Origin of the sequence: Zoogloea sp. (assembly GCF_028689785.1) — a bacterium.
Lineage (GTDB): Bacteria > Pseudomonadota > Gammaproteobacteria > Burkholderiales > Rhodocyclaceae > Zoogloea.
The window spans coordinates 25,091-48,273 of the sequence record NZ_JAQVCN010000011.1 but is presented as its reverse complement, the minus strand read 5'-3'; the positions used below and the strand labels follow the sequence as shown (position 1 = coordinate 48,273).

The 23,183-nt window shown below is 65.5% G+C and carries 26 protein-coding genes; 13 read left to right on the top strand and 13 right to left on the bottom strand.

Translation table 11 applies throughout. The features are described from left to right. Positions 1-104 precede the first annotated feature (104 nt). From PHI64_RS07640 to PHI64_RS07610, 7 genes are all read left to right on the top strand, one after another. Positions 105-1,214: a branched-chain amino acid ABC transporter substrate-binding protein gene (locus PHI64_RS07640; RefSeq protein WP_299881159.1), complete on the top strand. Its 1,110-nt coding sequence runs from the start codon at positions 105-107 to the stop codon at positions 1,212-1,214. Between the two features lie 120 nt (positions 1,215-1,334). After that, positions 1,335-2,447, top strand: a complete 1,113-nt coding sequence (locus PHI64_RS07635; protein WP_299881062.1) for a branched-chain amino acid ABC transporter substrate-binding protein — start codon at positions 1,335-1,337, stop codon at positions 2,445-2,447. Positions 2,448-2,554: 107 nt separating this feature from the next. After that, positions 2,555-3,487 (top strand): branched-chain amino acid ABC transporter permease, encoded by a 933-nt coding sequence (locus tag PHI64_RS07630; protein ID WP_299881060.1) that lies wholly within the window; start codon positions 2,555-2,557, stop codon positions 3,485-3,487. A 12-nt stretch (positions 3,488-3,499) separates the two neighbouring features. Next, complete coding sequence (locus tag PHI64_RS07625; protein ID WP_299881058.1) at positions 3,500-4,609, top strand: ABC transporter ATP-binding protein; 1,110 nt, start codon at positions 3,500-3,502, stop codon at positions 4,607-4,609. After that, positions 4,606-5,394, top strand: a complete 789-nt coding sequence (locus tag PHI64_RS07620) for an ABC transporter ATP-binding protein (protein ID WP_299881056.1) — start codon at positions 4,606-4,608, stop codon at positions 5,392-5,394. The genes PHI64_RS07625 and PHI64_RS07620 overlap by 4 nt, the downstream gene beginning before the upstream one ends. Further along, positions 5,391-6,122: an ABC transporter ATP-binding protein gene (locus tag PHI64_RS07615; RefSeq protein WP_299881054.1), complete on the top strand. Its 732-nt coding sequence runs from the start codon at positions 5,391-5,393 to the stop codon at positions 6,120-6,122. Before PHI64_RS07620 ends, PHI64_RS07615 begins: the two co-directional genes overlap by 4 nt. 98 nt (positions 6,123-6,220) lie before the next feature. Beyond that, positions 6,221-6,787: a putative metalloprotease CJM1_0395 family protein gene (locus tag PHI64_RS07610; RefSeq protein WP_299881052.1), complete on the top strand. Its 567-nt coding sequence runs from the start codon at positions 6,221-6,223 to the stop codon at positions 6,785-6,787. Here the strand turns inward: PHI64_RS07610 and PHI64_RS07605 are convergent. After that, positions 6,778-7,473, bottom strand: a complete 696-nt coding sequence (locus PHI64_RS07605) for a hypothetical protein (RefSeq protein WP_299881050.1) — start codon at positions 7,471-7,473, stop codon at positions 6,778-6,780. The two genes, PHI64_RS07610 and PHI64_RS07605, sit on opposite strands and share 10 nt — an antisense overlap. Before the next feature lie 115 nt (positions 7,474-7,588). On the opposite strand from PHI64_RS07605, the gene PHI64_RS07600 reads away from it, so the two are divergent. Then, complete coding sequence (locus PHI64_RS07600; protein ID WP_299881048.1) at positions 7,589-8,134, top strand: NUDIX hydrolase; 546 nt, start codon at positions 7,589-7,591, stop codon at positions 8,132-8,134. Here the strand turns inward: PHI64_RS07600 and PHI64_RS07595 are convergent. From PHI64_RS07595 to PHI64_RS07570, 6 genes are all read right to left on the bottom strand, one after another. Then, complete coding sequence (locus PHI64_RS07595) at positions 8,091-8,765, bottom strand: ceramidase domain-containing protein (protein WP_299881046.1); 675 nt, start codon at positions 8,763-8,765, stop codon at positions 8,091-8,093. The genes PHI64_RS07600 and PHI64_RS07595 overlap by 44 nt on opposite strands. Further along, positions 8,762-9,964 (bottom strand): multidrug effflux MFS transporter, encoded by a 1,203-nt coding sequence (locus PHI64_RS07590; RefSeq protein WP_299881044.1) that lies wholly within the window; start codon positions 9,962-9,964, stop codon positions 8,762-8,764. Before PHI64_RS07590 ends, PHI64_RS07595 begins: the two co-directional genes overlap by 4 nt. Before the next feature lie 56 nt (positions 9,965-10,020). Next, the gene (locus tag PHI64_RS07585; RefSeq protein WP_299881042.1) at positions 10,021-10,416 is read right to left on the bottom strand and encodes a hypothetical protein; all 396 of its coding nucleotides are present in this window, start codon (positions 10,414-10,416) and stop codon (positions 10,021-10,023) included. Positions 10,417-10,449: 33 nt separating this feature from the next. After that, positions 10,450-11,937: a YifB family Mg chelatase-like AAA ATPase gene (locus PHI64_RS07580; protein ID WP_299881039.1), complete on the bottom strand. Its 1,488-nt coding sequence runs from the start codon at positions 11,935-11,937 to the stop codon at positions 10,450-10,452. 63 nt (positions 11,938-12,000) lie between these two features. After that, the gene (locus PHI64_RS07575; RefSeq protein WP_299881037.1) at positions 12,001-12,567 is read right to left on the bottom strand and encodes a YceI family protein; all 567 of its coding nucleotides are present in this window, start codon (positions 12,565-12,567) and stop codon (positions 12,001-12,003) included. A 96-nt stretch (positions 12,568-12,663) separates the two neighbouring features. After that, positions 12,664-12,924 carry an accessory factor UbiK family protein gene (locus PHI64_RS07570; RefSeq protein ID WP_299881034.1) on the bottom strand — a complete coding sequence of 87 codons (261 nt, stop codon included), beginning with the start codon at positions 12,922-12,924 and terminating at the stop codon, positions 12,664-12,666. A gap of 275 nt (positions 12,925-13,199) precedes the next feature. Between PHI64_RS07570 and PHI64_RS07565 the strand changes: the two genes are divergently transcribed. From PHI64_RS07565 to amt, 3 genes are read left to right on the top strand one after another with little or no spacing between them, the layout of a single operon-like run. Continuing rightward, on the top strand, positions 13,200-13,943 hold the full coding sequence (locus tag PHI64_RS07565) for a TorF family putative porin (protein ID WP_299881031.1): 744 nt from the start codon (positions 13,200-13,202) through the stop codon (positions 13,941-13,943). A gap of 54 nt (positions 13,944-13,997) precedes the next feature. Further along, positions 13,998-14,336 carry a P-II family nitrogen regulator gene (gene glnK / locus PHI64_RS07560; RefSeq protein WP_079434291.1) on the top strand — a complete coding sequence of 113 codons (339 nt, stop codon included), beginning with the start codon at positions 13,998-14,000 and terminating at the stop codon, positions 14,334-14,336. A gap of 14 nt (positions 14,337-14,350) precedes the next feature. Beyond that, entirely contained in the window at positions 14,351-15,895 is a 1,545-nt protein-coding gene (gene amt, locus PHI64_RS07555; protein ID WP_299881025.1) for an ammonium transporter, read from the top strand. 117 nt (positions 15,896-16,012) lie between these two features. On the opposite strand, the gene purU is transcribed toward amt, so the two are convergent. From purU to PHI64_RS07540, 3 genes are all read right to left on the bottom strand, one after another. Continuing rightward, positions 16,013-16,888, bottom strand: a complete 876-nt coding sequence (gene purU, locus PHI64_RS07550) for a formyltetrahydrofolate deformylase (protein WP_299881021.1) — start codon at positions 16,886-16,888, stop codon at positions 16,013-16,015. Between the two features lie 49 nt (positions 16,889-16,937). Continuing rightward, positions 16,938-17,546 (bottom strand): bifunctional phosphoserine phosphatase/homoserine phosphotransferase ThrH, encoded by a 609-nt coding sequence (gene thrH, locus PHI64_RS07545; protein WP_299881019.1) that lies wholly within the window; start codon positions 17,544-17,546, stop codon positions 16,938-16,940. Positions 17,547-17,714: 168 nt separating this feature from the next. Next, positions 17,715-19,646, bottom strand: a complete 1,932-nt coding sequence (locus tag PHI64_RS07540) for an ATP-binding cassette domain-containing protein (RefSeq protein ID WP_299881016.1) — start codon at positions 19,644-19,646, stop codon at positions 17,715-17,717. A gap of 78 nt (positions 19,647-19,724) precedes the next feature. Here PHI64_RS07540 and PHI64_RS07535 point away from each other — a divergent pair, with 78 nt between their 5' ends. After that, positions 19,725-20,444, top strand: a complete 720-nt coding sequence (locus PHI64_RS07535) for a hypothetical protein (protein ID WP_299881013.1) — start codon at positions 19,725-19,727, stop codon at positions 20,442-20,444. A gap of 30 nt (positions 20,445-20,474) precedes the next feature. Here PHI64_RS07535 and PHI64_RS07530 read toward each other — a convergent pair whose 3' ends face one another. Continuing rightward, positions 20,475-21,089 (bottom strand): 2-hydroxychromene-2-carboxylate isomerase, encoded by a 615-nt coding sequence (locus tag PHI64_RS07530; RefSeq protein WP_299881009.1) that lies wholly within the window; start codon positions 21,087-21,089, stop codon positions 20,475-20,477. A gap of 30 nt (positions 21,090-21,119) precedes the next feature. Beyond that, complete coding sequence (locus tag PHI64_RS07525) at positions 21,120-21,464, bottom strand: DUF2917 domain-containing protein (protein ID WP_299881006.1); 345 nt, start codon at positions 21,462-21,464, stop codon at positions 21,120-21,122. A 123-nt stretch (positions 21,465-21,587) separates the two neighbouring features. On the opposite strand from PHI64_RS07525, the gene PHI64_RS07520 reads away from it, so the two are divergent. After that, positions 21,588-22,517: a LysR substrate-binding domain-containing protein gene (locus PHI64_RS07520; protein WP_299881003.1), complete on the top strand. Its 930-nt coding sequence runs from the start codon at positions 21,588-21,590 to the stop codon at positions 22,515-22,517. Between the two features lie 119 nt (positions 22,518-22,636). Here the strand turns inward: PHI64_RS07520 and PHI64_RS07515 are convergent, their stop codons facing one another. Then, positions 22,637-23,158 carry a PepSY domain-containing protein gene (locus tag PHI64_RS07515; protein ID WP_299881000.1) on the bottom strand — a complete coding sequence of 174 codons (522 nt, stop codon included), beginning with the start codon at positions 23,156-23,158 and terminating at the stop codon, positions 22,637-22,639. Positions 23,159-23,183: the final 25 nt, after the last annotated feature.

Sequence of the window (23,183 nt, the reverse complement as noted above, 5' to 3'; positions counted from 1 at the left end):
GCGGCCGGGCTTGGTTACAATCCACCTCATTGTGGGCAGAAAATCGAATCTCCATTCTGGCATGAAGACCCTTTGCGGAGGATGAACAGGTGAAACTTGGCGCGATGAAGCTGGCCTTTGCCGGCGTGTTGGTGGCGGGCAGCTCTGTCAGCCTGGCCCAGACTGTGGTCAAGATCGGCTTTGCCGGCCCGCTGACGGGGCCGATTGCCCATGTGGGCAAGGATGAGCAATACGGTGCCCAGCTCGCCCTCGACGACGCCAACGCCCGGGGCGTGATCGTCGCGGGGCAGAAGATCAGGTTCGAATTGCAGGCGGAGGACGACCAGGCCGACCCCCGTACCGCCACCACCGTGGCCCAACGTCTCGCCGACGCCGGCGTGAAGGGCGTGGTGGGGCATGTCACCTCCGGCGCGTCGATTCCTGCCTCGCGCATCTATGAGCAGTCGGGTATCCCGGCGATCACCCCGTCGGCCACCAGTCCCAAGCTCACCCAGCAGAAATTCAAGACCACCTACCGGGTCATCGCCAACGATCTGCAACAGGGCGCAGCGATGGCACGCTTTGCCACCGAAGTGCTCAAGGCAAAGCGTATCGCCGTGATCGACGATCGCACCGCCTATGGGCAGGGTCTGGCCGATGCGCTGGTGGATAGCCTGAAGAAGCTCGGCACCCCGCCGGTAGGGCGTGAGTTCACCACCGACAAGGCCACCGATTTTGCCGCCATCCTCACCAAGCTCAAGGCGGCCCAGCCGGATGCGGTTTTCTACGGCGGTATGGATGCCCAGGGGGCGCCGCTGCTCAAGCAGATGAAGCAGCTGGGCATCAACGCCAAATACCTGGGCGGCGACGGGGCCTGCACTGCCGAGATGATCAAGATCGCCGGTGCAGCCATGAGCAGCGACGTGTATTGCACCCAGGCCGGCATCCCCATGGACAAGATGCCCGGCGGCAAGGCGTTCAACGAGCGCTTCAAGAAGCGCTTTGGCGTGCCCGTACAGCTCTATGCGCCTTACAGCTATGACGCTACCACCGCCCTCGTGGAGGCCATGAAGGCGGCCGGCTCCACCGACCCGGTCAAATATCTGCCCCAGCTCCAGAAGGTCAGCTTCAAAGGCGTGACCGGCAACATCGCCTTCGATGCCGGTGGTGACAGCCGGGAAGGGGGCGTGACGCTTTACCAGTTCAATGCCGGAAAGTGGGAAGCCCGTCCCTGAAACAGGGCGCGCGTCCCTCCCTTGGGGAGGATGTCACATCGTGACAGGAGGGCTGTCGTGCAGCCCGGCCCCGAAGTTGCTTGTCAGCGTCGTACCCTATAAACCAGAGGAGAAATCCGCATGAAAATCCGCCTTGTCGCCCTTGCCGTGCTCGGTCTTGGTGCATCCGCTGTCCAAGCCCAGGAAGTGATCAAGCTGGGCGTCGCCGCGCCCCTGACCGGAACCCAGGCTCATTTGGGCAAGGACATCGAGAACGGCGTCCGTCTGGCCATCGAGGAGTACAACGCCAAGGGGGTGACGCTCGGCGGCAAGAAGGTCAAGTTCGACGTGCAGGCCGAGGACGACCAGGCCGACCCCAAGACCGCCACCACCGTGGCCCAGCGTCTGGCCGACAGTGGGGTGAAGGGTGTGGTCGGGCACCTCAATTCGGGCGCCTCCATTCCGGCCTCGCGCATCTACAACGAGGCCGGCTTGCCCCAGGTTTCACCCGCTTCCACCAACCCCAAACTGACCCAGCAGAATTTCAAGGCCACCTTCCGCACCATCGCCAACGACGTGCAGCAGGGCCTGGCCATCGGCAAGTATGCGGCGACCAGACTGGGCAAGAAGGTGGCGCTGATTGATGACCGCACCGCCTACGGCCAGGGCCTCGCCGATGAAGTCGAGAAGGCGGTAAAGGCTAACGGGGGCAGCCTCACCGGGCGTGAATTCACCAGCGACAAGGCCACCGACTTCCTGGCCATCCTTACCCGCATCAAGGCCCAGAACCCCGACGTGATCGTATACAGCGGCATGGACACCCAGGCCGGCCCCATGCTCAAGCAGATTAAGCAGCTCGGCATCAACGCCAAGTTCATCACCGGTGACGGCGCTTGCACCGGCGAAGTCATCAAGCTGGCCGGCGATGCGATCAGCGGCAACACCTACTGCACCCAGCCGGGTCTGCCCCTTGAAAAGATGCCCGGCGGCAAGAACTTCAACGAGCGCTTCAAGAAGCGCTTCAACGCCGACGTGCAGATCTACGCCCCGTATTCCTACGACGCCGCCTCGGCCATCATCGAGGCCATGAAGGCCGCCAACAGCGCCGATCCGGCCAAGTACGCCGGCAACATCAGCAAGGTGAACTTCCCCGGCGTGATCGGCACCGTGGCCTTCGACGCCAAGGGCGACATCAAGGACGGTGCGGTGACGGTCTATCAGTTCAAGAGCGGCAAGTGGGAAGCCCTGCAGTAACACCTGTCTGACGGTGTCGGGGTGACATGGGGTGGGGACGGTCGATTGAAGTCGGCCCCACGCTGTTTCCGCCCCGGCATGCCTTCTCACTTTTTCGGGTCGTTTCCATGGAAACTCTTCTCCAGCAAACCGTAAACGGCCTCGTCGTGGGTAGCGTGTATGCCCTCGTTGCCCTCGGCTATACCATGGTCTATGGCATTCTCGGCCTGATCAATTTCGCCCATGGCGACATCCTGATGATCGGCGCCCTGGTGGCCCTTGAGGCGATCCGCCTGCTCCAGCTTCATGCTCCCGATCTCGGCCTCATTCCGACGCTGCTGGCCGGGCTGTCGATCTCGGTGGTGGTGTGCATGATCCTCGGCTTCACCATCGAACGCACCGCCTACCGTCGCCTGCGCAACGCGCCGAGGCTGGCGCCCCTGATCACCGCCATCGGCGTGTCCTTCCTGCTCCAGACCATCGCCATGATCATATGGGGCCGCAATTACCACACCTTCCCGCAACTGGTATCCACCACGCCCATCGAGCCCATCGCCGGGGTGTTCATCACCCCGGTGCAGATCGTCATCCTGGTGGTGTCGGCGGTGCTGATGGTGGCCCTGGTGCTGCTGGTCAACAAGACCCGCCTCGGCCGTGCCATGCGCGCTACCGCCGAGAACCACAAGGTGGCCAGCCTGATGGGTGTGGACACCAACAAGATCATCGCCGCCACCTTCATCATCGGCTCGGCCCTGGCCGCGGTGGCCGGGGTGATGTTCTCGTCCAACTACGGCATCGCCCACTACGCCATGGGCTTCATGCCCGGTCTCAAGGCCTTCACCGCGGCGGTGCTGGGCGGCATCGGCAACCTGGGCGGGGCCATGCTCGGCGGGCTGCTGCTGGGCCTGGTGGAGTCCATCGGCGCCGGCTACATCGAGGATCTGAGCTTCGGTTTCCTCAACTCCAGCTACCAGGACATCTTCGCCTTCATCATCCTCGGCATCGTGCTCATCTTCCGGCCCACCGGGCTGCTGGGCGAGCGTGTCGCGGACCGGGCCTGAGGACATCTCCCCATGAATGAACTCGCCAACGCCATTCCCTGGCTCGGCAAGCGCAACCCGGCGGCGGCCCGCTGGGTGGTCATCGCCCTGGCCCTGGCCGCGCCTCTCATCGCCATGCTCTTCGGCAAGACCTGGGTGCGCATCCTCGATTTCGCCCTGCTCTATGTGATGCTGGCCATTGGCCTCAACCTGGTGGTGGGCTTTGCCGGCCTGCTCGATCTGGGCTACATCGCCTTCTACGCGGTGGGGGCTTATACCTTCGCCTTCCTGGCCTCGCCCCACTTCGAACTGCACTTGCCTTTCTGGCTGGTGCTGCCTCTGGGGGCCGTCTTTGCGGCCCTGGCCGGCATCATCCTGGGCTTGCCTACCCTGCGTCTGCGGGGTGATTACCTGGCCATCGTGACCCTGGGTTTCGGGGAGATCGTGCGCATCTTCATGAACAACCTGAACCACCCGGTCAACATCACCAACGGGCCCCAGGGCATCAACATGATCGACCCGCTGGTGCTGTTCGGCTGGGACATCTCGCGGCCCATCCGGATAGGGGAGGAGATCACCATCAACTCCCTGTTCCTGTACTACTACGTCTTCCTGGCCTTCGTGGTGCTGTCCATCATCCTGGTGCAGCGCCTGCAGATCTCCCGGGTCGGGCGGGCCTGGGCGGCGATCCGGGAAGACGAACTGGCGGCCAAGGCCATCGGCATCAACACCCGCAACATGAAGCTGCTGGCCTTCTCGCTGGGGGCCACCTTTGGCGGTGTCGCGGGGGGGCTGTTTGCGGCCTTTCAGGGCTTCGTGTCGCCCGAGAGCTTTTCCCTGATGGAGTCCATCGCCGTGCTCACCATGGTGGTGTTCGGCGGCATGGGCAACCTGGCCGGGGTGGTGGTGGGCGCCCTTGTGCTCACCGCCCTGCCCGAGATCCTGCGCCATGTGGCCGTGCCGGTTCAGCAGGCGGTGTTCAACCAGGTGCTGCTCGACCCGGAAGTGCTGCGCATGCTGCTGCTGTCCCTGGCCATGATTTTCATGATGCTGCTGCGTCCGGCAGGCCTGATTCCCGCCCACAGCCGCTACTCCCGACCCGAGCTGGTGGTGGGCGGGGTGGCCGGGGAGGCGGGCAAGTGATCACCCTGCTTGAAGCCCGCAACATCTCCAAGCGCTTTGGCGGCCTCACGGCCCTGTCCGATGTGTCCCTGACCATCCGCAAGGGCGAGGTGTATGGCCTGATCGGCCCCAACGGTGCAGGCAAGACCACCTTCTTCAACGTGCTTACCGGCGCCTACGTGCCTGAAGAAGGCGAGATCGTCTTCAACGGCACCGAGCTGCCCACCGGCAAGCCCCACGAGGTGGTGGCCTCCGGCATTGCCCGCACCTTCCAGAATATCCGTCTCTTCCGCGAGCTCACCGCCCTTGAGAACGTGATGGCCGGCCATCACATCCGCTCCCGGGCCAACCCCTTTTCCATCCTGCTGCAGACCAAGCATGCCCGGGAGGAGGAGCGCCTCATCACCGAGCGTGCCTTCGAGCTGCTCCGCTACGTGGGTATCGAGCGCTTTGCCGATACCGTGTCGAAGAACCTCTCCTACGGCGACCAGCGCCGCCTGGAAATCGCCCGCGCGCTGGCCACCGAGCCCCAGCTGCTGGCCCTGGACGAGCCGGCCGCCGGCATGAATGCCACCGAAACCGGCAAGCTGCGCGAGCTGGTCCAGACCATCCGCCACGACGGCGTCACCGTGCTGCTCATCGAGCACGACGTGAAGCTGGTGATGGGCCTGTGCGACCGTTTGGCGGTGCTCGACTTCGGCAGGAAGATCGCCGAGGACGTGCCCGCCGAGGTGCAGAAGAGCGAGGCGGTGATTGCCGCCTACCTGGGGGGCCACGGCACCCACAAGGCAGGAGCGACCGCATGAGCGCCAGCAGCACGGTCACCCCCATTCTCCAGTTGCGTGACACCCGGGTGGCCTATGGGGCCATCGAGGCTGTCAGAGGCATCAACCTGGAACTGGCGCCCGGCGAGCTGGTGTCCCTGATCGGCGCCAACGGCGCCGGCAAGACCACCACCCTCAACGCCATCGCCGGCACTCTGGGCACTGCCGGCGGGCAGATCCTTTATCAGGGGCAGGCCATCGACAAGCTGCCGGCCCACAAGCGCCTGCGCCAGGGCTTGGCCCTGGTGCCGGAGGGGCGGGGCATCTTCACCCGCCTGAGCGTCGAGGAAAACCTGCGCATGGGCGCCTACTGCCGGCGTGACGACGAGGCCGTGGACGCCGACATGGAGCGCATCTTCGGCATGCTGCCGCGGGTCAAGGAGCGCCTGCAGCAGGTGGCCGGCACCCTCTCGGGGGGCGAGCAGCAGATGGTGGCCATCGGCCGGGCGCTGCTGTCCCGTCCAAAACTGCTGCTGCTCGATGAGCCCTCCATGGGCCTGGCGCCGCTGGTGGTGGAGAAGATCTTTGAAGTCATCGCCTCGGTGGCCGCCGAGGGCGTCACCGTGCTGCTGGTGGAGCAGAACGCCAACCTGGCCCTGGAGTTTTCCAGCCGTGCCTACGTGATGGAGTCCGGGGCGATCACCCTCAGCGGCTCCGGGGCCGATCTGCTGGCCAACCCCAAGGTGCGGGCCGCCTACCTGGGGGAATGAGCCGGGCGCCGGGGCGTGGTGCTTGTCCCGATGGAGGATGGGCTGACGGCGAAGGCTTCAGGGTCTAGGCTGAAAGCGTTGCGTGTGGGTGTCTGATCATGTCTGTTTCCCCGGTGGGTTCGTCCTTGGCATTCAGTCTGTCGGCTGCGGCGCCGGCTGCCCGGGCCGGTCGGCCGGCAGGGGCGGAGGCCGCTGCGGCAACGCCTGGGGGGGATGCCGCAGGTCTCAGCGAGGCCGATCAGCGCGTGCTGCAGCAACTGAAGCAGCGTGATCAGGCGGTACGTGCCCACGAAATGGCTCATATGAGCGCGGGCGCGGGCGTGGTTACCAGCGGCGCCAGCTATTCCTATGAGACAGGCCCCGACGGTCGTCGCTATGCGGTGGGCGGGGAGGTCGGCATCGATGTGTCCCCCGGGCGCACGCCCGAAGAGACCCTGAGCCGGGCCGAGAAGATCCGTTCTGCTGCCCTGGCCCCCGCCGACCCCTCGGGGCCGGACCGCCAGATCGCCGCCCGTGCTGCCAGCATGGCCGCCGAGGCGCGGGTCGAACTGGCCACCCGCGCCCGCGACGAAGGCACGGCAAGCGACCCCGCCCGGGCCTATCGGATTGGCGCCACCGGGGGCGGCGCCCCGGCCACCGGCTCGGCCCTCGACACCTACGCCTGATTCACCACCCATTCCACCAGCTGCCAGCGTGCCGGCGTGATCGGCCACACGGCATAGCCGCAGGGGCTGCCTCCGCCCAGGTGCAGGGTGTCGTGGTCGGTCACGGTGATCTCGCCCTGCGTCCAGAAATGCGCGATAAGCGCTTCCAGGCTCACGGAGGCTGCGTCGCGCACCGGGGCGTGATGGTCCGGCGCCCGGGTCGTGGACAGCACATCGTGGTAGCTCGCCCAGTTCCGCTCCTGCAGGTGACGGGCGAGCAGGGCCGACCAGCTATCGGCCGGGGCGGCGACCTGCCCGAGCACGTTGGAAAACAGAAAGGCGGCGTCGGAAAAGCGCGCTGCCAGCCAGGCCAGGCCGTCCGGCGTGGCCAGGCAGTCGAGGTGGTCGAAACGCAGTCGCCGGGCATCCGGTCGGCGTGCCAGCAGGTGGCGGGCGATGGGGTCCGGCTCCAGTGCGATAACCTGTTCGAAGCGTTCCAGAAAGCCCGCCGGCAAGGCATGGCCGGCATTCGGGCCGATGATCACGAGGGTGCGGGCGTTTGGCTGCCAGTCGCCCAGCCAGCCGGCTACGGTCGCATGGAAGGCGGACCACAGGCTGCGTCGGTAGCGGAAGGCGCGGAGCTGGTAAGTCAGGCCGCCGCTGGGATCGAAAAGGTGGTCGCGCAGGGCGGGGGCGGGGTCGCGCACGGTCCGGGTTCCGGGTGCAAGGTGGTGCGATTATGCCGGATGGACTGGTCAGCCGCGGCGTGTCGGTGCCATGCTGCGGTCTTTGTGTTGAGCGAGATCTGGAATGGAGAACGGGATGAAGGACCCCTTGCATGAAGAAGCCCTGTCGTCGGAAGCCGTTTTCGAGGGCCGTCTGCTGAATGTGTTCCGGGACAGGGTCAGCCTGCCCGATGGAAAGGAAGGCCTGCGGGAGTATGTAAAGCACCCCGGCGCGGTGGTGGTGATCCCGGTGCTGCCCGATGGCCGGCTGGTGTTCGAGCGGCAGTTCCGCTATCCGGTAGGGCGGGCCTTTCTTGAGCTGCCTGCCGGCAAGATCGATCCGGGTGAGGACATCCTGCGTTGTGCCCGGCGCGAACTGCAGGAAGAGACCGGTCATGTCACCGAAGACTGGCGCCACCTGGGGGTGATGCACCCGTGTATCGGCTATTCCAACGAGCGCATCGAGATTTTCATTGCCCGCGGCCTGGAACATGTGGGGCATGCCTGGGATGAGGGTGAGTTTCTGGAGATCCTGAGCCTGAGCCTGGCCGAGGCACGGGAGGCGGTGTTTGATGGGCGTATCACCGACGCCAAGACCATCACAGCCCTGTATTGGGCCGAGCGGGAGCTGGGTGGGGCGTGAGTTGCAGGGCACGCAGGCAGCAGTACAGCACCAGGGCATTCACCAGATGCCAGCCCGCATGGGTGCCGGTGGGCCAGATGTCGCACAGAACGGTGTCACTGGCCCGGCAAGTCAGGCTGATGATGAACAACCCACCTGCCCGGGCCAGCCAACGGGCCGCGGCGGGCTGTGCCTGACGGGCCGTCGCGGCGCACCACAGCAGCAGAGCGAAGGGCGGCAGGTAGATCTCCGAGCCATTCAGGGGGAGGGGCGGCAGGACCCTGGTGGCCGCCGTGAAGAGCGTCGCAAGAGCCACGAACAGGGCGGTCCCCATCCAGGCCCTGCCGTTGCCGGCGCCCCTGATGCGAACTTGAAAGCGCTGGTGGAAAACCAGCACGAAAAGGGCGATGAAGGCGATGTCCAGCAGCGCCGCCCAGCGCGTCGCGAGCGTGTGGAAGGTCAGGCTGCCCAGGCCGATGGCAAAGATCAGGCCATCCAGCAGTTGCAAATCCCGATCCCGGTCCGCCGTTCGCTTCCACAGCACCACCGCGACCAGCAGGAAACCCAGGTTGCTGAGCGCGTTGAGGGGCTCCGACCACAGGCTGGCGTCGGTGCGTTCACAGTACAGGTCGATGTGTTCGGCCCAGCTCATGCCTGCCCAGTACTCGGGGTGCTCCGGTGGAACAGCCACCACCAGGCCATGAAGCAGCCCAGCCCGAGCAGTAGCAGGATGCCCATGCCGGCGGCCATGTTGCCGACCGAGCCCCACAGGGCCGGGGCGATGAGGCCGGCGGTGACCGAGCTGATCAGCATTTGCACGAAGCTCTGACAACTGGAAGCCAGCCCCCGGTGGGTGGGAAAGTGGTCCAGAGCCAGTAGAGTGAGGCTGGGCATGGCGATGGCCATGCCGAAGTTGTAGGCCATGATCGGCAGCACCGATTGGGGCAGCCCCGGGGGCAACAGAAGGCTCACCGCCAGGTTGAGCGCGGCTGCCGCCAGCATCAGGCTGTAGCCCAGGCGGATGGTGCGTGGGGCCGAGAGACGTCCGGCCAGGCGGGCCGACAGGGCCGAGCCTGACATCATGCCGATCACGCCGGGGACGAACATCCAGCCAAACTCGGTTTCACTCAGGCCCAGGTGGGTCATCAGGAACACTGGCGCCGACAGCACGTAGATGAAGAAGGCGTTGAAGTTGAGGCTCACCGCCACGCTCAGCAGCAGGAAGCCGGGGGACGAGAACACGCTGCGATAGCGGCGGGCCAGGGGGCCGGGGTGCAAGGGTTGGCGGGCGGCAGGGGGGTGGCTCTCCTGGAGCCGCCAGGCGCTCAGGGCTGCCAGGGCGAGGCCGAGCAGGGCCAGGAAGATGAATACCGCGCGCCAGCCGAAGGCCGCATGGATCCACCCGCCGAGGATGGGTGCCACTGCCGGGCCGATAGCAAAGGCCATGCTTACATGACTCATCAGGCGCTGGGCCTTGGGCCCTTCCATCAGATCGCGAACCACTGCGCGCCCTACCACCATGCCGGCCCCCGCACTGATGCCCTGGAGGGCCCGCCCGACCAGCAGGGCTTCGATGCTGCCGGCGAACACGCACACCACCGACGCCAGGGCGAACAGCAGCATGGATACGACGATCACCGGCTTGCGGCCCCAGGCGTCGGAGAAGGCGCCATGCCACAGCACCATGGCGCCCATGGGCAGCATGTAAGCGGTGAGGGTCTGCTGCACTTCCAGCGGCGTGGCCTTGAGCTCCGTGCCGATGGCGTGAAGCGCTGGAAGATAGGTGTCGATCGAGAACGGACCGACGGTGGCGAGCGCCGCGAGGAGCGCCGCCAGCTGGATGTAAGGCATGGGAGAGGGGACCTGGAGGAGCTGCGGGATTCGACACGCCCGTGAGGGCGTGGTTCTTACTCGACGACGTGGATCTTGCTGACGTAGTAGGCGGTTTCGCCGAAACAAGTGGAGGGAATGCCCACATGCTGTTCGTAGGCGATGGACACGCGTTTGCCCATGTCGGCGTTGATGGCAGCGGCCACCTTATTGTCGCGGACGGTGAACTTGAAAATTTCGGGAAGGCTGCCCGGAATCGCAACGATGGCCATCTCTCCCTCCCAGGTTTTGCACAGCCAGCCCTTCTGGGAAAATTTTTGCACGTAGCCGGCACGTTCACCGGCCGAATAGCTCCAGTTGAGCACCAGCCAGGTGTAGCCAGCCAGCAGGGCCACAAGCACGATGATGAAACCGATGAACCAGGCGAGCCAGTTCTTGGCGCGACGGGCGCCTGCGGACGGGTTGGATGCCACTTGAGAAAACTCCTGATGGGATTGGACGATGTTTCAGAGGCCCCTGCGGCTCTGGATGGCTTCTGCCACATGGGAGGTGCCAACAGTATCGGCGCCGTTCATGTCTGCAATTGTACGCGCGACCTTCAGGATGCGATGGTAGCCACGGGCTGACAGGCCGAGGCGGTCGATGGCGGTTTGTAACAGCTGCACGCCTTTCGCGTCAGGTTGACACCATCGCTCGATTTCTCGGCCAGCGAGATGGGCGTTGGGTTTGCCCTGGCGGGCGAGTTGGCGGGCCCAGGTCTGTGCTACCCGCTCGCGCACCTGCGCGGAGGGTTCGCCGGAGTGGGCCGACTGCAGGTCGGAGGCCGGCAGTACGGGCACTTCGAGGATCAGGTCGATGCGATCGAGGAGGGGGCCGGAGAGCTTGTTGCGGTAGCGGGCGATCTGGTCGGGGGAGCACCGACAGCGCCCGTCAGGGTGGCCGTGGTAGCCACATGGGCAGGGGTTCATGGCGGCCACCAGCTGGAAGCGGGCCGGAAACTCGGCCCGGCGTGCCGCCCGGGAGATGGTGATGTGGCCGCTCTCAAGGGGCTCACGCAGGGCCTCAAGGACACGGCGTTCGAATTCCGGAAGTTCGTCAAGGAACAGCACGCCGTTGTGGGCCAGGCTGATCTCGCCGGGGCGGGGCGTTCCGCCCCCGCCCACCAGGGCTGCAGTGGACGCGGAGTGATGGGGCGCCCGTATTGGGCGGACGCCCCACAGCTCCGGCCGGAAGCTGCCTTCCACCGACTGAACGGCTGCACTTTCAAGGGCTTCGTCGTCGCTCATGGGCGGGAGCAGGCCAGGCAGGCGCTGGGCGAGCATGGACTTGCCGGTGCCTGGTGGGCCGAACAGGAGCAGGGAATGCTGGCCACTGGCGGCAACCTCCAGCGCCCGGCGGGCCTGGGCCTGGCCTTTCACGTCGGCCAGATCGGGATAGCTTGGAGACTGCACCAGGGGCGGACCGGCATAGGGGGCCAGCAGCGTGTGCCCGCACAGGTGGGCCGCCACCGCCAGCAGGCTGGAGGCTGGGAGCAGGGTAACGTTGCGCACCCGTGCGGCCTCGGGGGCATTGGCGGCGGGCAGGATCAGGGTGCGCCCGCTGCTGGCTGCCTGCCGTGCCAGGGCCAGGGCGCCGCGTACCGGGCGCAGCTCGCCGGTGAGGGAGAGCTCCCCGGCGAACTCGTAGCGTGCCAGGCCCTCGGCGGGGATCTGCCCGGAGGCGGCGAGGATGCCCAGGGCGATGGGCAGGTCGAAGCAGCCGCCCTCCTTCGGCAGATCGGCGGGGGCCAGGTTGACGGTTATCCGCCGCTGGGGAAATTCAAATTGCGAGGTCTGCAGGGCGGCGCGGACCCGGTCGCGGGCCTCACGCACTTCGACATCGGGAAGACCCACCAGCGTAAACGCCGGCAGCCCGTTGGCGAGGTGAACCTCGACGGTGACCTCCGGGGCGAGGAGGCCGACGAGGGCGCGGCTTGTCAAGGTGGCCAGACTCACGATTTATCCGATTTGGGTAAAACGTGAGTCTAACCGCAGGGCGTGCCCCGCGGTATCAGGATGTCATGGCGTGTCGCGGAATGCTTCGACGCCGATCACCAGGCGCACTTCGTCGCTCACCGAGGGGATGTTCTTGGTCATGCCGAACTCCGAGCGCTTGAGGCGGGCGGTGATGTCGGCGCCGCAGGTCTCGCGCTTGTTGAGAGGGTGGGGCGCACAGTGGAAACGGGTCAGGGTCAGGGCTACCGGTCGGGTCACGCCGAGCAGGGTCAGGCTGCCTTCGGCGGCAACCGGCTTGTCGCCGTCGAACTGCAGACGGTCGGCCTTGAAGGTGATGGTCGGGAACGCCTCGGTGTTGAAGAAGCCCTCGCCGCGCATGTTCTCGTTCCACTTGGCAAAACCCATGTCGATGGAGGTCGCGTCGATGCTGATGTCCACGCTGCCTTTGCGCGCGGCCACGTCGAGGGTGATCTTGCCGCTGGTCTTGTTGAAGCGCCCGCGCTGGGTCGAGAAGCCCAGGTGGTCGGTTTCGAAGACCGGGAAGGTGTGGTTGCCGTCGATGGTGTAATTGACTGGGGCGGCCATGGCCGGGGCGGCGATGCAGGCGAGGAGGGCGAGGGCTTTCTTCAAGGGTGTCTCCGCGAAAAGAGCTGGAAGAGAAATGGGCAGGAAGCAAACGAGGGCGCCGGAGCGCCCTCGCTGGGACAGCAGGATGTCTGCGTGGGTTCAGTCGGCTGAAGCGGCCGGTCGGGCGGACAGTTCGGCTTCCAGGTGGGCAACCCGGGTTTCCAGCTCGGCCAGCTTTTCGCGGGTGCGGGCCAGCACTTCGCGCTGGATCTCGAATTCGTCACGGGTCACCAGGTCGAGCTTGGAGAGGCCGCTGGTGAGCAGCGCACGGGCGTTTTTCTCGATGTCTTTGGCCGGGCTGCTGGCGAGCAGTTCGGAAACTTTGGAGCCGATGTCGTCGAGAATTTTCGGGTTGGCCATGGTGCGTACCTCAGGAGTGGGGAAGGGCTGGGGCATGAAACCCCTGTGCACAAAGTTTAGCACCGTCGCCGTTGCAGGGCCGGCGCAGCGGGGCGCACCAAAGTGGCGCCCTCAATTGGTGCATGATACCAAGTTGGTGCGCGCGGCATTTTTTCTGCGCCGCAGCACGCCTTGCTAAAGTTTGTTAAGTGGTTGAAATGTATAAATATTTCAAACTGGCACATCGATTGCTAAGTGGAGTCTGCCAACTTTTGATTACGAGGAGAACCCCTATCATGCGCAAGACCGTCATTGCCTCCGCCCTGATTGCTGCCAGTGCTGTTCTGCCGACCATGGCCTCTGCCGCCGATGCCGCTCCTGAGCACTCCTTCACCAGCAACGTGACGCTGGCATCCGAGTACATCTACCGCGGTATCGGGCAGACCAACCGCAAGCCGGCTGTGCAGGGTGGCTTCGACTACGCGCACTCCAGCGGTCTGTACGTCGGCACCTGGGCTTCCAATGTGTCTTGGCTGACTGATGGCAACTCGACCGTCAGCAACAGCATCGAGATGGACTTCTACGGCGGCTTCAAGAACACCGTCGGCGATTTCAGCTACGACGTGGGTCTGCTGCAGTACTTCTACCCGGGCTCTGGCTACGGCAACAACCCGAACACCCTGGAAGGCTATGTCGCGGCCGGCTACTCCTTCCTGACCCTGAAGTACTCCCACTCCTTCAGCGATCTGTTCGGCTTGGTGGGGAGCAAGAACTCCGGCTACCTCGACCTGACCGCCACTTATGAGCTGGTCCCGACCCTGAACCTGGTCGGCCACGTGGGGCGCCAGCGGGTTGCCGGCTCCAGCTCCGATGGCGCCTCCTACACCGACTGGAAGCTGGGCGTGACCAAGGACTTCAGCGGTACCGTGGTGGGCCTCAGCTACATCAACACCAACGCCAGCGGCGCCTGGTACACCAACGCCTTTGGCAAGGATCTGGGCAAGGACCGCGTGGTTCTGTCCGTGACCCGCAGCTTCTAATTCCCGTAACCGCATGGCGGCCGTCTGCCGGCCGTCTGCCTGAGGAACCCAGCCATGAAACTCGTAACTGCCATCATCAAGCCCTTCAAACTCGACGAAGTGCGCGAAGCGCTGTCCGCCATCGGCGTGCAGGGAATCACCGTCACCGAGGTCAAGGGCTTCGGTCGCCAGAAGGGCCACACCGAGCTGTATCGCGGTGCCGAATACGTGGTCGACTTTCTGCCCAAGGTGAAGATCGAGGCCGCGGTGAAAACCGAGATCCTGGATCAGGTCATCGAGGCCATCGAGAAGTCCGCCAGCACCGGCAAGATCGGCGACGGCAAGATCTTCGTGTTCGACCTTGAGCAAGCCATCCGTATCCGTACCGGCGAGTCCGGTGCTGAAGCGCTGTAAGGGAGCCTTCCATCATGAGAAAAACAATTGCAGCCCTGCTGGCCAGCCTGGCGGTCAGCTTTGGGGGCAGCGTACTGGCACAAGACAAGGCTGCGGCCCCTGTCGAGCCGGTGGCCGCTCCTGCCGTAAGCGCCACGGCCGAGGTCAAGCCGGTTGAAGCGCCCGCAGCCCCGGCAGCGGCGCCTGTTGCCGAAGCCAAGGTGGCCGAGGCCACCGCACCGGCTGAGGCCGCTCCGGCACCGGCTCCGGTGCCCAACAAGGGCGACAACGCCTGGATCATCGTCGCCGCCGTGCTCGTCATCATGATGGCCATCCCCGGCCTGGCCCTGTTCTACGGTGGCCTGGTGCGCTCCAAGAACATGCTGTCGGTGCTCCTGCAGGTGTTCGCGGTGTTCTCCCTGATCAGCGTGCTGTGGGTGGTCTATGGCTACTCCATTGCCTTCACCGAGGGCAGCGCCTTCTTCGGCGGCCTCGACAAGGTGCTGCTGAAGGGCATCACGGCTGACTCGGTTGCAGCCACCTGGACCAAGGGTGTGGTGATCTCCGAGTTCATCTACGTGGTCTTCCAGGGTGCCTTTGCGGCCATCACCGTGGCCCTGATCGTCGGCGCCTTTGCCGAGCGCATCAAGTTCTCCGCAGTGCTGCTGTTCTCGGTGATCTGGTTTACCTTCAGCTACCTGCCCATGGCGCACATGGTCTGGTACTGGGCAGGTCCGGATGCTTACACCTCCGCTGATGCTGGTGCGGCTGCCACGGCAACTGCCGGCTACCTCTTCCAGCATGGCGCCCTCGACTTTGCCGGTGGCACCGTGGTGCATATCAACGCTGCCGTTGCCGGCCTGGTGGGTGCCTTCATGGTGGGCAAGCGGATCGGTTACGGCCGTGAGTCCTTTGCGCCGCACAGCCTGACCCTGACCATCGTCGGCGCCTCCCTGCTGTGGGTGGGCTGGTTCGGCTTCAACGCCGGCTCCGCTCTGGAGGCCAACGGTGTCGCCGCTCTGGCCATGGTGAACACCTGGGTTGCCACCGCTGCTGCTGCCATGTCCTGGCTGTTCGCCGAATGGATCATCAAGGGCAAGCCCTCCGGTCTGGGTGCCGCATCCGGTGCCGTTTCCGGCCTGGTTGCCATCACCCCGGCTGCCGGTGTGGTCGGTGTGGTCGGTGCCATCGTGATGGGCCTGCTGGCCGGTGTGGTGTGCCTGTGGGGCGTCAATGGCCTGAAGCGCCTGATCGGTGCCGATGACTCCCTTGACGTGTTCGGTGTGCATGGCGTGGGCGGCATCCTCGGTGCCATCCTGACCGGTGTGTTCGCAGCACCGTCCCTCGGCGGCGCCGGCATCTGGGACTACGTGGAAAACAAGGTTGCCGATGCCTACTCGATCTCCGACCAAGTCATCATCCAGGCCACCGCCGTCGGCATGACCATCGTCTGGTCTGCGGTCGTCGCCTTCATCGCCTACAAGCTGGTGGATATGTTCATCGGTCTGCGGGTGCCGGAAGACGAAGAGCGGGAAGGTCTCGACATCACCTCCCACGGCGAAACCGCCTACCACAACTGATCGCGGTAGCAGTTTCCGTCAGAAACAACGGGCGCTTCGGCGTCCGTTGTTTTTTCGTATCCACCAGGAACAAAAAGGCCGGCGCAAGGCCGGCCTTTCAGACAGAGTGATCGAGCGTCAGCGGAACACCACCGTCTTGTTGCCATGCACCAGCACCCGATCTTCCAGGTGGTAGCGCAGGCCGCGGGCGAGCACGGCCTTTTCGATGTCCTTGCCGTAGCGCACCATGTCCTCGACCGAATCGGAGTGGTCGATGCGGATCACGTCCTGCTCGACGATCGGGCCCTGGTCCAGCTCGGCGGTGACGTAGTGGCAGGTGGCGCCGATCAGCTTGACCCCCTTGGTGTAGGCCTGATGATAGGGCTTGGCGCCGACGAAGCTGGGCAGGAAGCTGTGGTGGATGTTGATGATCTTGCTCGGGTGGGCTGCGCACAGCTCGGGGGAGAGGATCTGCATGTAGCGCGCCAGCACCATGGTGTCGCCGCGGGACTCTTCGAACAGGCGCTGCACCTCGGCATAGGCCTGGGCTTTGTTGTCGGCGGTGACCGGCACATGGTGGAAGGGGATGCCGTGCCACTCCACGAAGCCACGGAAGGTCTCGTGGTTGGAGATCACGCAGGGGATCTCGATGTCCAGCTCCTTGGACTGCCAGCGGGCGAGCAGGTCGTAGAGGCAGTGCTCCTGCTTGGAAACCAGGATCACCACGCGCTTCTTCACTGCCGAGTCGGTGATCTTCCAGTCCATCTCGAGCTCCTCGGCGATGGGGCGGAAGCGTTCGCGGAACTCGGAGAGCATGAAGGGCAGCGAGTCGGCACGGATCTCGATGCGCATGAAGTAGCGCCCGCGCTTGTCGGCATCCACGGCCGGTTCGGCGTGGAGGGCGGTTTCGAGGATCCAGCCTTTGTGCTCGGCGATGAAGCCGGACACCTTGGCGACGATGCCGGTGCGGTCGGGGCAGGAGGCGGAGAGGGTGTAGAAGCGTTCGCGGTGCATGGCAGTGTGTGCGCCGGCCGACAGGTTGTGGCCGACGCAGGGGGAAGGGTCAGATGCGGGCAGAGGCGGCGCGGATCTGGGCCATCAGGCCGCTGTACTCGCGCTCCACGGGGAACTGCGGGAACTCGGCAATGACGTTGTCCGGTGCACGGAACAGGATGCCGGCGTGGGCTTCCTTGAGCATGGCGGTGTCGTTGTAGGAGTCGCCGGCGGCGATAACCTTGAAGTTGATTTCCTTGAAGCGCTGCACGGCTTCCTTCTTCTGGTTGGGCATGCGCAGGTGGTAATTCACCAGGTAGCCCTCGGCATTGGCTTCCAGCTTGTGGCAGAACAGCGTGGGCATGCCCAGCTGTTTCATCAGCGGCATGGCGAACTCGTAGAAGGTGTCGGACAGGATGATGACCTGGAAATCCTGGCGCAGGGCATCGAGGAAGTCCTTGGCGCCGGGCTCGGGGCCCATCTCGGAGATCACCTTCTGAATGTCGGGCAGGCCCAGCTTGTGCTGCTTGAGGAGGTCCAGGCGGTACTTCATCAGCTTGTCGTAGTCCGGCTCCTCGCGGGTGGTGCGACGGAGTTCGGGAATGCCGGTGCGCTCCGCGAATTCGATCCAGATTTCGGGGACGAGAACACCTTCGAGGTCGAGACAGACGAGTTGCACGGGGAAGCTCCAGATGACAGCGGTTGATTTGGCGAATCCCGGATTCTAACAAAGACGCCGTGACGGCTTGTGTCGAATGCGTCGCGGAAGGTCACAGGGGCGATGAATCAAGGGTTTGCCGATGATCCGGCGCCGGGAGGTCGAATGAACTCTACCCCACAAGGGCGCTCAGTCCGCCGGAATCGCTTCCAGCGCCTCATGGAGTTCGAGCCAGCGCAGTTCGGCGTCGTCGATCCGTTCGCTCAGTTCCGCCTGGCGCTTCAGGAGCTTGGGCACGTCGCCGGCTTCGGGGCCGGTATATAGCTCCGGGTCGGCGAGGCGGTCGTCGAGCTGAGCCTTCTCGGCATTCCAGGGCTTGAGCTTCTTCTCCAGCTGTTCGAGTTCGCGCAGCAAGGGGCGGCGGCTAGCCAGGCGGGCCTGACGGTCGGCGGCGGCGGCTTCCCGGTCAGCCTTGCGGCTGGCTTTGTCGGCGGCTTTGTCGGGGCACTGGCTGGCCGTGGCATCGGCGGCACGCTGTTGGGCGAGCCAGGCCTTGTAGTCGTCCAGATCGCCGTCGAAGGGGGTGAGGCGGCCGCTGTCCACCAGCAGGAAGCGGTCACAGGTGGCGCGCAGCAGGGCGCGGTCGTGGGACACGATGACCATGCCACCCTCGTAGTCCTGCAGGGCCAGGGTGAGGGCGTGGCGCATCTCCAGATCGAGGTGGTTGGTGGGCTCGTCGAGCAGCAGCAGGTTGGGCTGGTGCCAGATCAGCAGGGCCAGGGCCAGGCGGGATTTTTCGCCACCGGAGAAGGGGCCGCAGGGGGTGGTGGCCCCGGCGCCGGAGGTGCTCGTGCCATCGCCGTGGAAGTCGAAGCCGCCCAGATAGTTGCGCAGCTCCTGCTCGCGGGTCTGGGGGTCGAGGCGCAGCATGTGCTGCAACGGGGATTCGTCGGGGCGCAGGCTTTCGAGGGCGTGCTGCGCGAAGTAGCCCAGCTGCAGGCCTTTGCCCTCCCTGCGCACTCCGGCGCTGGGCCTCAGCTCGCCGGAGAGCAGCTTGATGAGCGTGGATTTGCCGGCGCCGTTGCGGCCGAGCAGGCCGACACGCTCGCCCGGGCGGAGGGTCAGCTTCATGCCCGACAGGATGGGTTTGTCTGCATAGCCGACGGCGGCGTCCTCGATCTGCAGCAGCGGGTCGGGGGCCTGGCCGCAGGCCCTGAAACTGAAACTGAAGGGTGTGTCGATGTGGGCGGCGGAGATCAGCTCCATGCGCTCCAGGGCCTTGATGCGGCTCTGGGCCTGGCGGGCCTTGGTGGCCTTGGCACGAAAGCGGTCTACGTACTTTTGCAGATGGGCGCGCTCGCGTTGCTGCTTCTCGAACATTGACTGCTGCTGGGACAGGCGCTCGGCACGCTGGCGTTCGAAGTCGGAGTAGCTGCCCGCGTAGAGGGTGAGGCGCTGGCCTTCGATGTGGGCGATCTGGTTCACCACCGCGTCGAGGAAGTCCCGGTCGTGGGAGATCAGAACCAGGGTGCCCGGGTAGTCGGTGAGCCACTGCTCCAGCCAGATCACGGCGTCCAGGTCGAGGTGGTTGGTGGGCTCGTCCAGCAGCAGCAGGTCGGAGCGGCACATGAGTGCCTGGGCCAGGTTGAGGCGCATGCGCCAGCCACCGGAAAAGTCGGCCACCGGGCGCTCCAGATCAGTGCTCCTGAAACCCAGTCCGTCGAGCAGGGCCGCTGCGCGGGCGCGGGCCGCATAGCCGCCGATCTCCTGCAGACGGCCGTGGAGGTGGCCGATCTCTTCCCCGTCGTGGTTGGCTTCGGCTTGTTCGAGGGCGGCCTCGATGCGCCGCAGCTCGGTGTCGCCATCCAGGGCGTACTCAATGGCCGGGCGGGGCAGGGCGGGGGTTTCCTGGGCCACATGGGCGATGGTCCACGCCGCGGGCATTTCCAGATCACCGGAGTCCTGGTGGAGCTCGCCTCGCAGCAGGCCGAACAGGCTGGACTTGCCGCAGCCGTTGGCGCCGGTCAGGCCGACTTTCCAGCCGGGGTGGATCTGCAGGCTGGCGCCTTCGATGAGGGTCTTGACGCCCCGGGCGAGGCGGAGGGAACGAAACTGGATCACGGCAGCAGGACGGGGAGGAAACCGGACGGTAAATCCGGTATTGTAAGCGGTCCAAAAGCCTTCAGCTCTGCCCGTCCCATGCGTCTGCATCGCCTGCCCCTCCTGTCCGCCTGCCTGTCATCCCTCCTGCTGGCGGCTCTGGCCAGCGGCCCCGCCCATGCCGAGGAGGTGGCGGTGCCTGCTGACCCTGCGGCCGAACTGGCCCGTGCCGAAAAGCTCAAGAGCGAGGCTGCCACCTTGCGCAGGGCCGCCGAAGTGCGTTTCAAAGCCGAGGAGATCGCCTGTTACGAGCGCTTCCTGGTCAATCGCTGTATCGACGAATCCCGTGCCCGCCGGGTTGCCGATGTGCGCAAGGCGCGGGAGATGGACAACGAGGCCGGCCGCATCGAGCTGGCCGAGAAGAATCGACGCTACAACGAGCGCCAGGCCGACGAGGCCCGGGATGCGCCTGCCAAGGCGGTTGAGCGGGCCGAACAGGAAGCCCGCAACCGGGCCGACAGTGAATCCCGCCTGCGCCAGTTTTCGGAGAAGGATGCGGCACGGGTCAAGCGCGAGCAGGACGGCAAGAGCCAGGCCATGCAGGCGGCAGCCGACCGTAATCGCAAGGATACAGCCGACGCGCGGCGTCGCGCCGCCGAAGCCCAGGCTGCCGCGGCACGGGCAGAGCAGGCAAGCAGCGACAAGGCCTATTACAACGAGCGCGCCGTCAAGGCTGCGGAGAAGAAGGCCGAGAAGGCCAAGAAGGCGGAGTCCGGCAAGCCGTCTGGCGATGCCGCTGCACCGCTGCTCGGCAAGTAAGCGCATTCCCGGTGTAAGCCGGGCGGGCTGTCATGGCGTGGCGGCCCGGGTTTTCACCCACTCCAGCGCATCCTCCAGCCGGTCGTTGCCCCAGAACAGCTCCCCGTCCGGAGTGACGAAGCTGGGGGCGCCAAACAGGCCGATCTCCCCGGCCCTTTCGGTTTGCTGGCGCAGGGCTAGTTTGATTTCGGGGCTTTCCGCACGGGCCAGGATGTCATCCACCGGCAAGGCGAGTGCACTCAGGATGCTGCGGATCACCTCACGCTCCGCGATGTCCCGGTCTTCGGCGAAGTTGGCGCGCATCACCGCCCGGCAGAAATCCGCCATCCACGCCTCCTCTGTGCCCGCCAGGGCGACCCGTGCGGCCAGCAGGCCGTTGCGCGGGAAGCGTGAGGGCGCCTGCAAGGGCAGGCCGTAGCGCCCGGCCAGCCGCGCCAGGTCGCGCCACATGTAGCGCCCCTTGGGGGGATAGATGTTGAAGGGCGAGTCGTTCCAGCCCAGGGACAGGAACACCGGCCCGAGCAGGAAGGGGCGCCATTTCAGCGTCACTCCGGCTGCCCGGGCCAGGGGCTCGATGCGCATCACGCTCAGGTAAGAATAGGAACTGGCGAACTCGAACCAGAATTCCAGGGTCTGTTTGCTCATGGGGGCTCCGACGCTGGGCGACGCTTCAGTCTAGCACTCGTGCATGGAGCCGCCGGCCAGGCGCCGCGCGGCGCTGTGCCAGCGTGGCGCCAGCAGCCCCGCCAGCCGGGCAGCGAGGCCGCGTCGGGCCGGATGCTGCGCCTGGCCCGGAAATATCTGCAACACCGCCCCGTGATGGGCAGTCATCACCACGGTGCCGGGGCCGTCGATGCGAAAACTGTCGCCGGCGTGCAGGATGAGATCGCGGGGGTCGCCGTAGCGGGTCAGCCACACGCAGCCCGAGGTGCACGCCACCAGGGTGCCGACACCCTCCGGCAGCACCGTCGAGGCGTGGCCTTCGAGGCATACGCGGCGGGGGCTTGAATGCTCGGTCATGATTCTCTCCAGATCCGCTCAGGATGCGCGGTGCGCATTGCGATGGCGGGTATGGCTGCAGTATTGATGGGCAGACGTACCTTCACAAACGGATAATCGGCATCGAAAGGATGCGTTTTTCTCATGGATGATCCCCTTCTCCGCCTGCCGCCTCTGGACCCCCTGCGCGGTTTCGTCGCTGCAGCCCGCAACCTGAGCTTCACCCGCGCCGCAGCCCAGCTGTGCCTGACCCAGTCGGCGGTCAGCCGCCAGATTCAGGCGCTCGAAGAGGCGCTCGGGGTGAGCCTGTTTGTGCGCAGAACCCGGGCCCTGTCCCTGACTCCGGAAGGGGAGCGCCTGTATCGCCTGGCCAGCGGCTGGCTGCGCGATTACGGAGAACTCGCCACCAGCCTGCGTCCGGATCCGCTCAATCTGCCGGTCACCGTTACCGCCAGCCTGGGTATCACCGCCCTGTGGCTGCTACCCCAACTGCGTGACTTCCAGAGCCGCTACCCGGATATCGACGTGCGCCTGGCGAGCAGCAACCGGGTGGTGGACCTGCGCCGTGAGGGCATCGACCTGGCTCTGCGCCATTGCGTGGATGCGGATGTGCCGGCGGGCAGTGTGCGTCTGTTCGGCGAGACGGTTTTTCCTGTCGCCAGCCCGGCCCTGGGCCTGGTCGAGCTGACCCGGGAGAACCTGCCGACGGTGGCCCTGATGAATTACGACGATCCGAATTTCCCCTGGCTGGGCTGGGCCGACTGGCTGGCCACCTGTGGGCTGGAGGGGGTGCGCCCGCGGGCCGTGCTGCATTTCAATCACTACGACCAGCTGATCCAGGCCGCCGTGGCCGGCCAGGGGGTGGCCATCGGCCGGGCCGAGCTGCTCTCCGACCTGATCGCTGAGGGGCGTCTCCAGCCCGTCGGGTCCGCCCGCCGCCAGGTGGCGGAGCGGGGCTACTGGCTCATCAGTGCTAGCGACGCGCCCCGTGAGGCTGTGGTGTGCTTCCGGAACTGGGTGTGCGAGGCTGCAGCAGGAACCCGCAACGCCGCCGGACGGCTGATGGGCTGCTAGTTTCGCCGGGTCGGGAGGCCTTTCTCGGGCGTCTGACGGGGCGACGCCGGAGGCCCGTCAGGCCCGTTTCATCACCCTCATCGAGACCCTCGACGCCACCCTCGCGGCTCCGGCAGTGTTTATTCCTTGCCGGACTGCCACAGTTCCCGGTTGGCTTCGACGATCTTGCCACTGGTGGCATCCACCTCCACCTTCATCTCCTTGCCGTTCTTGAGGGCGATGTCGAACTCATAGGAGGCGGAGCCGTCGGCTTCGATCTCGAACTCGGTTTCGATGACGGTGCCGGGGTACTTTTTCAGGGCGATGGCCTTGGCCTCTTCCAGGCTGATACGGGCCTTCTCCTTGAACAGCGGAGAGTCGGCACTCACCACTTCCTGTTCGACTTCCGTGATCTTGCCGCTGCGGGCATCGCATTCCACGTCCCAGGTCTTGTCACTGCCTTCCACGTCGAACTCGAACACCGGGCGTCCGTTCTCGCGCTTGAGCTCAACTTTGACGATCTTGCCGGGATGCTGCTCCAGCACCACCTTCTCGCAGCGTGCGTATCCGGACTTGAAGCGGGCCGGGGCCTCGATGGCAAGGGCGGATTGGGAAAGGCCGAAGGTCGCCAACAGTGTGGCGATGACGGGACGAAGCATCATGAAGGACTCCCGGAGAAAGCAAAGA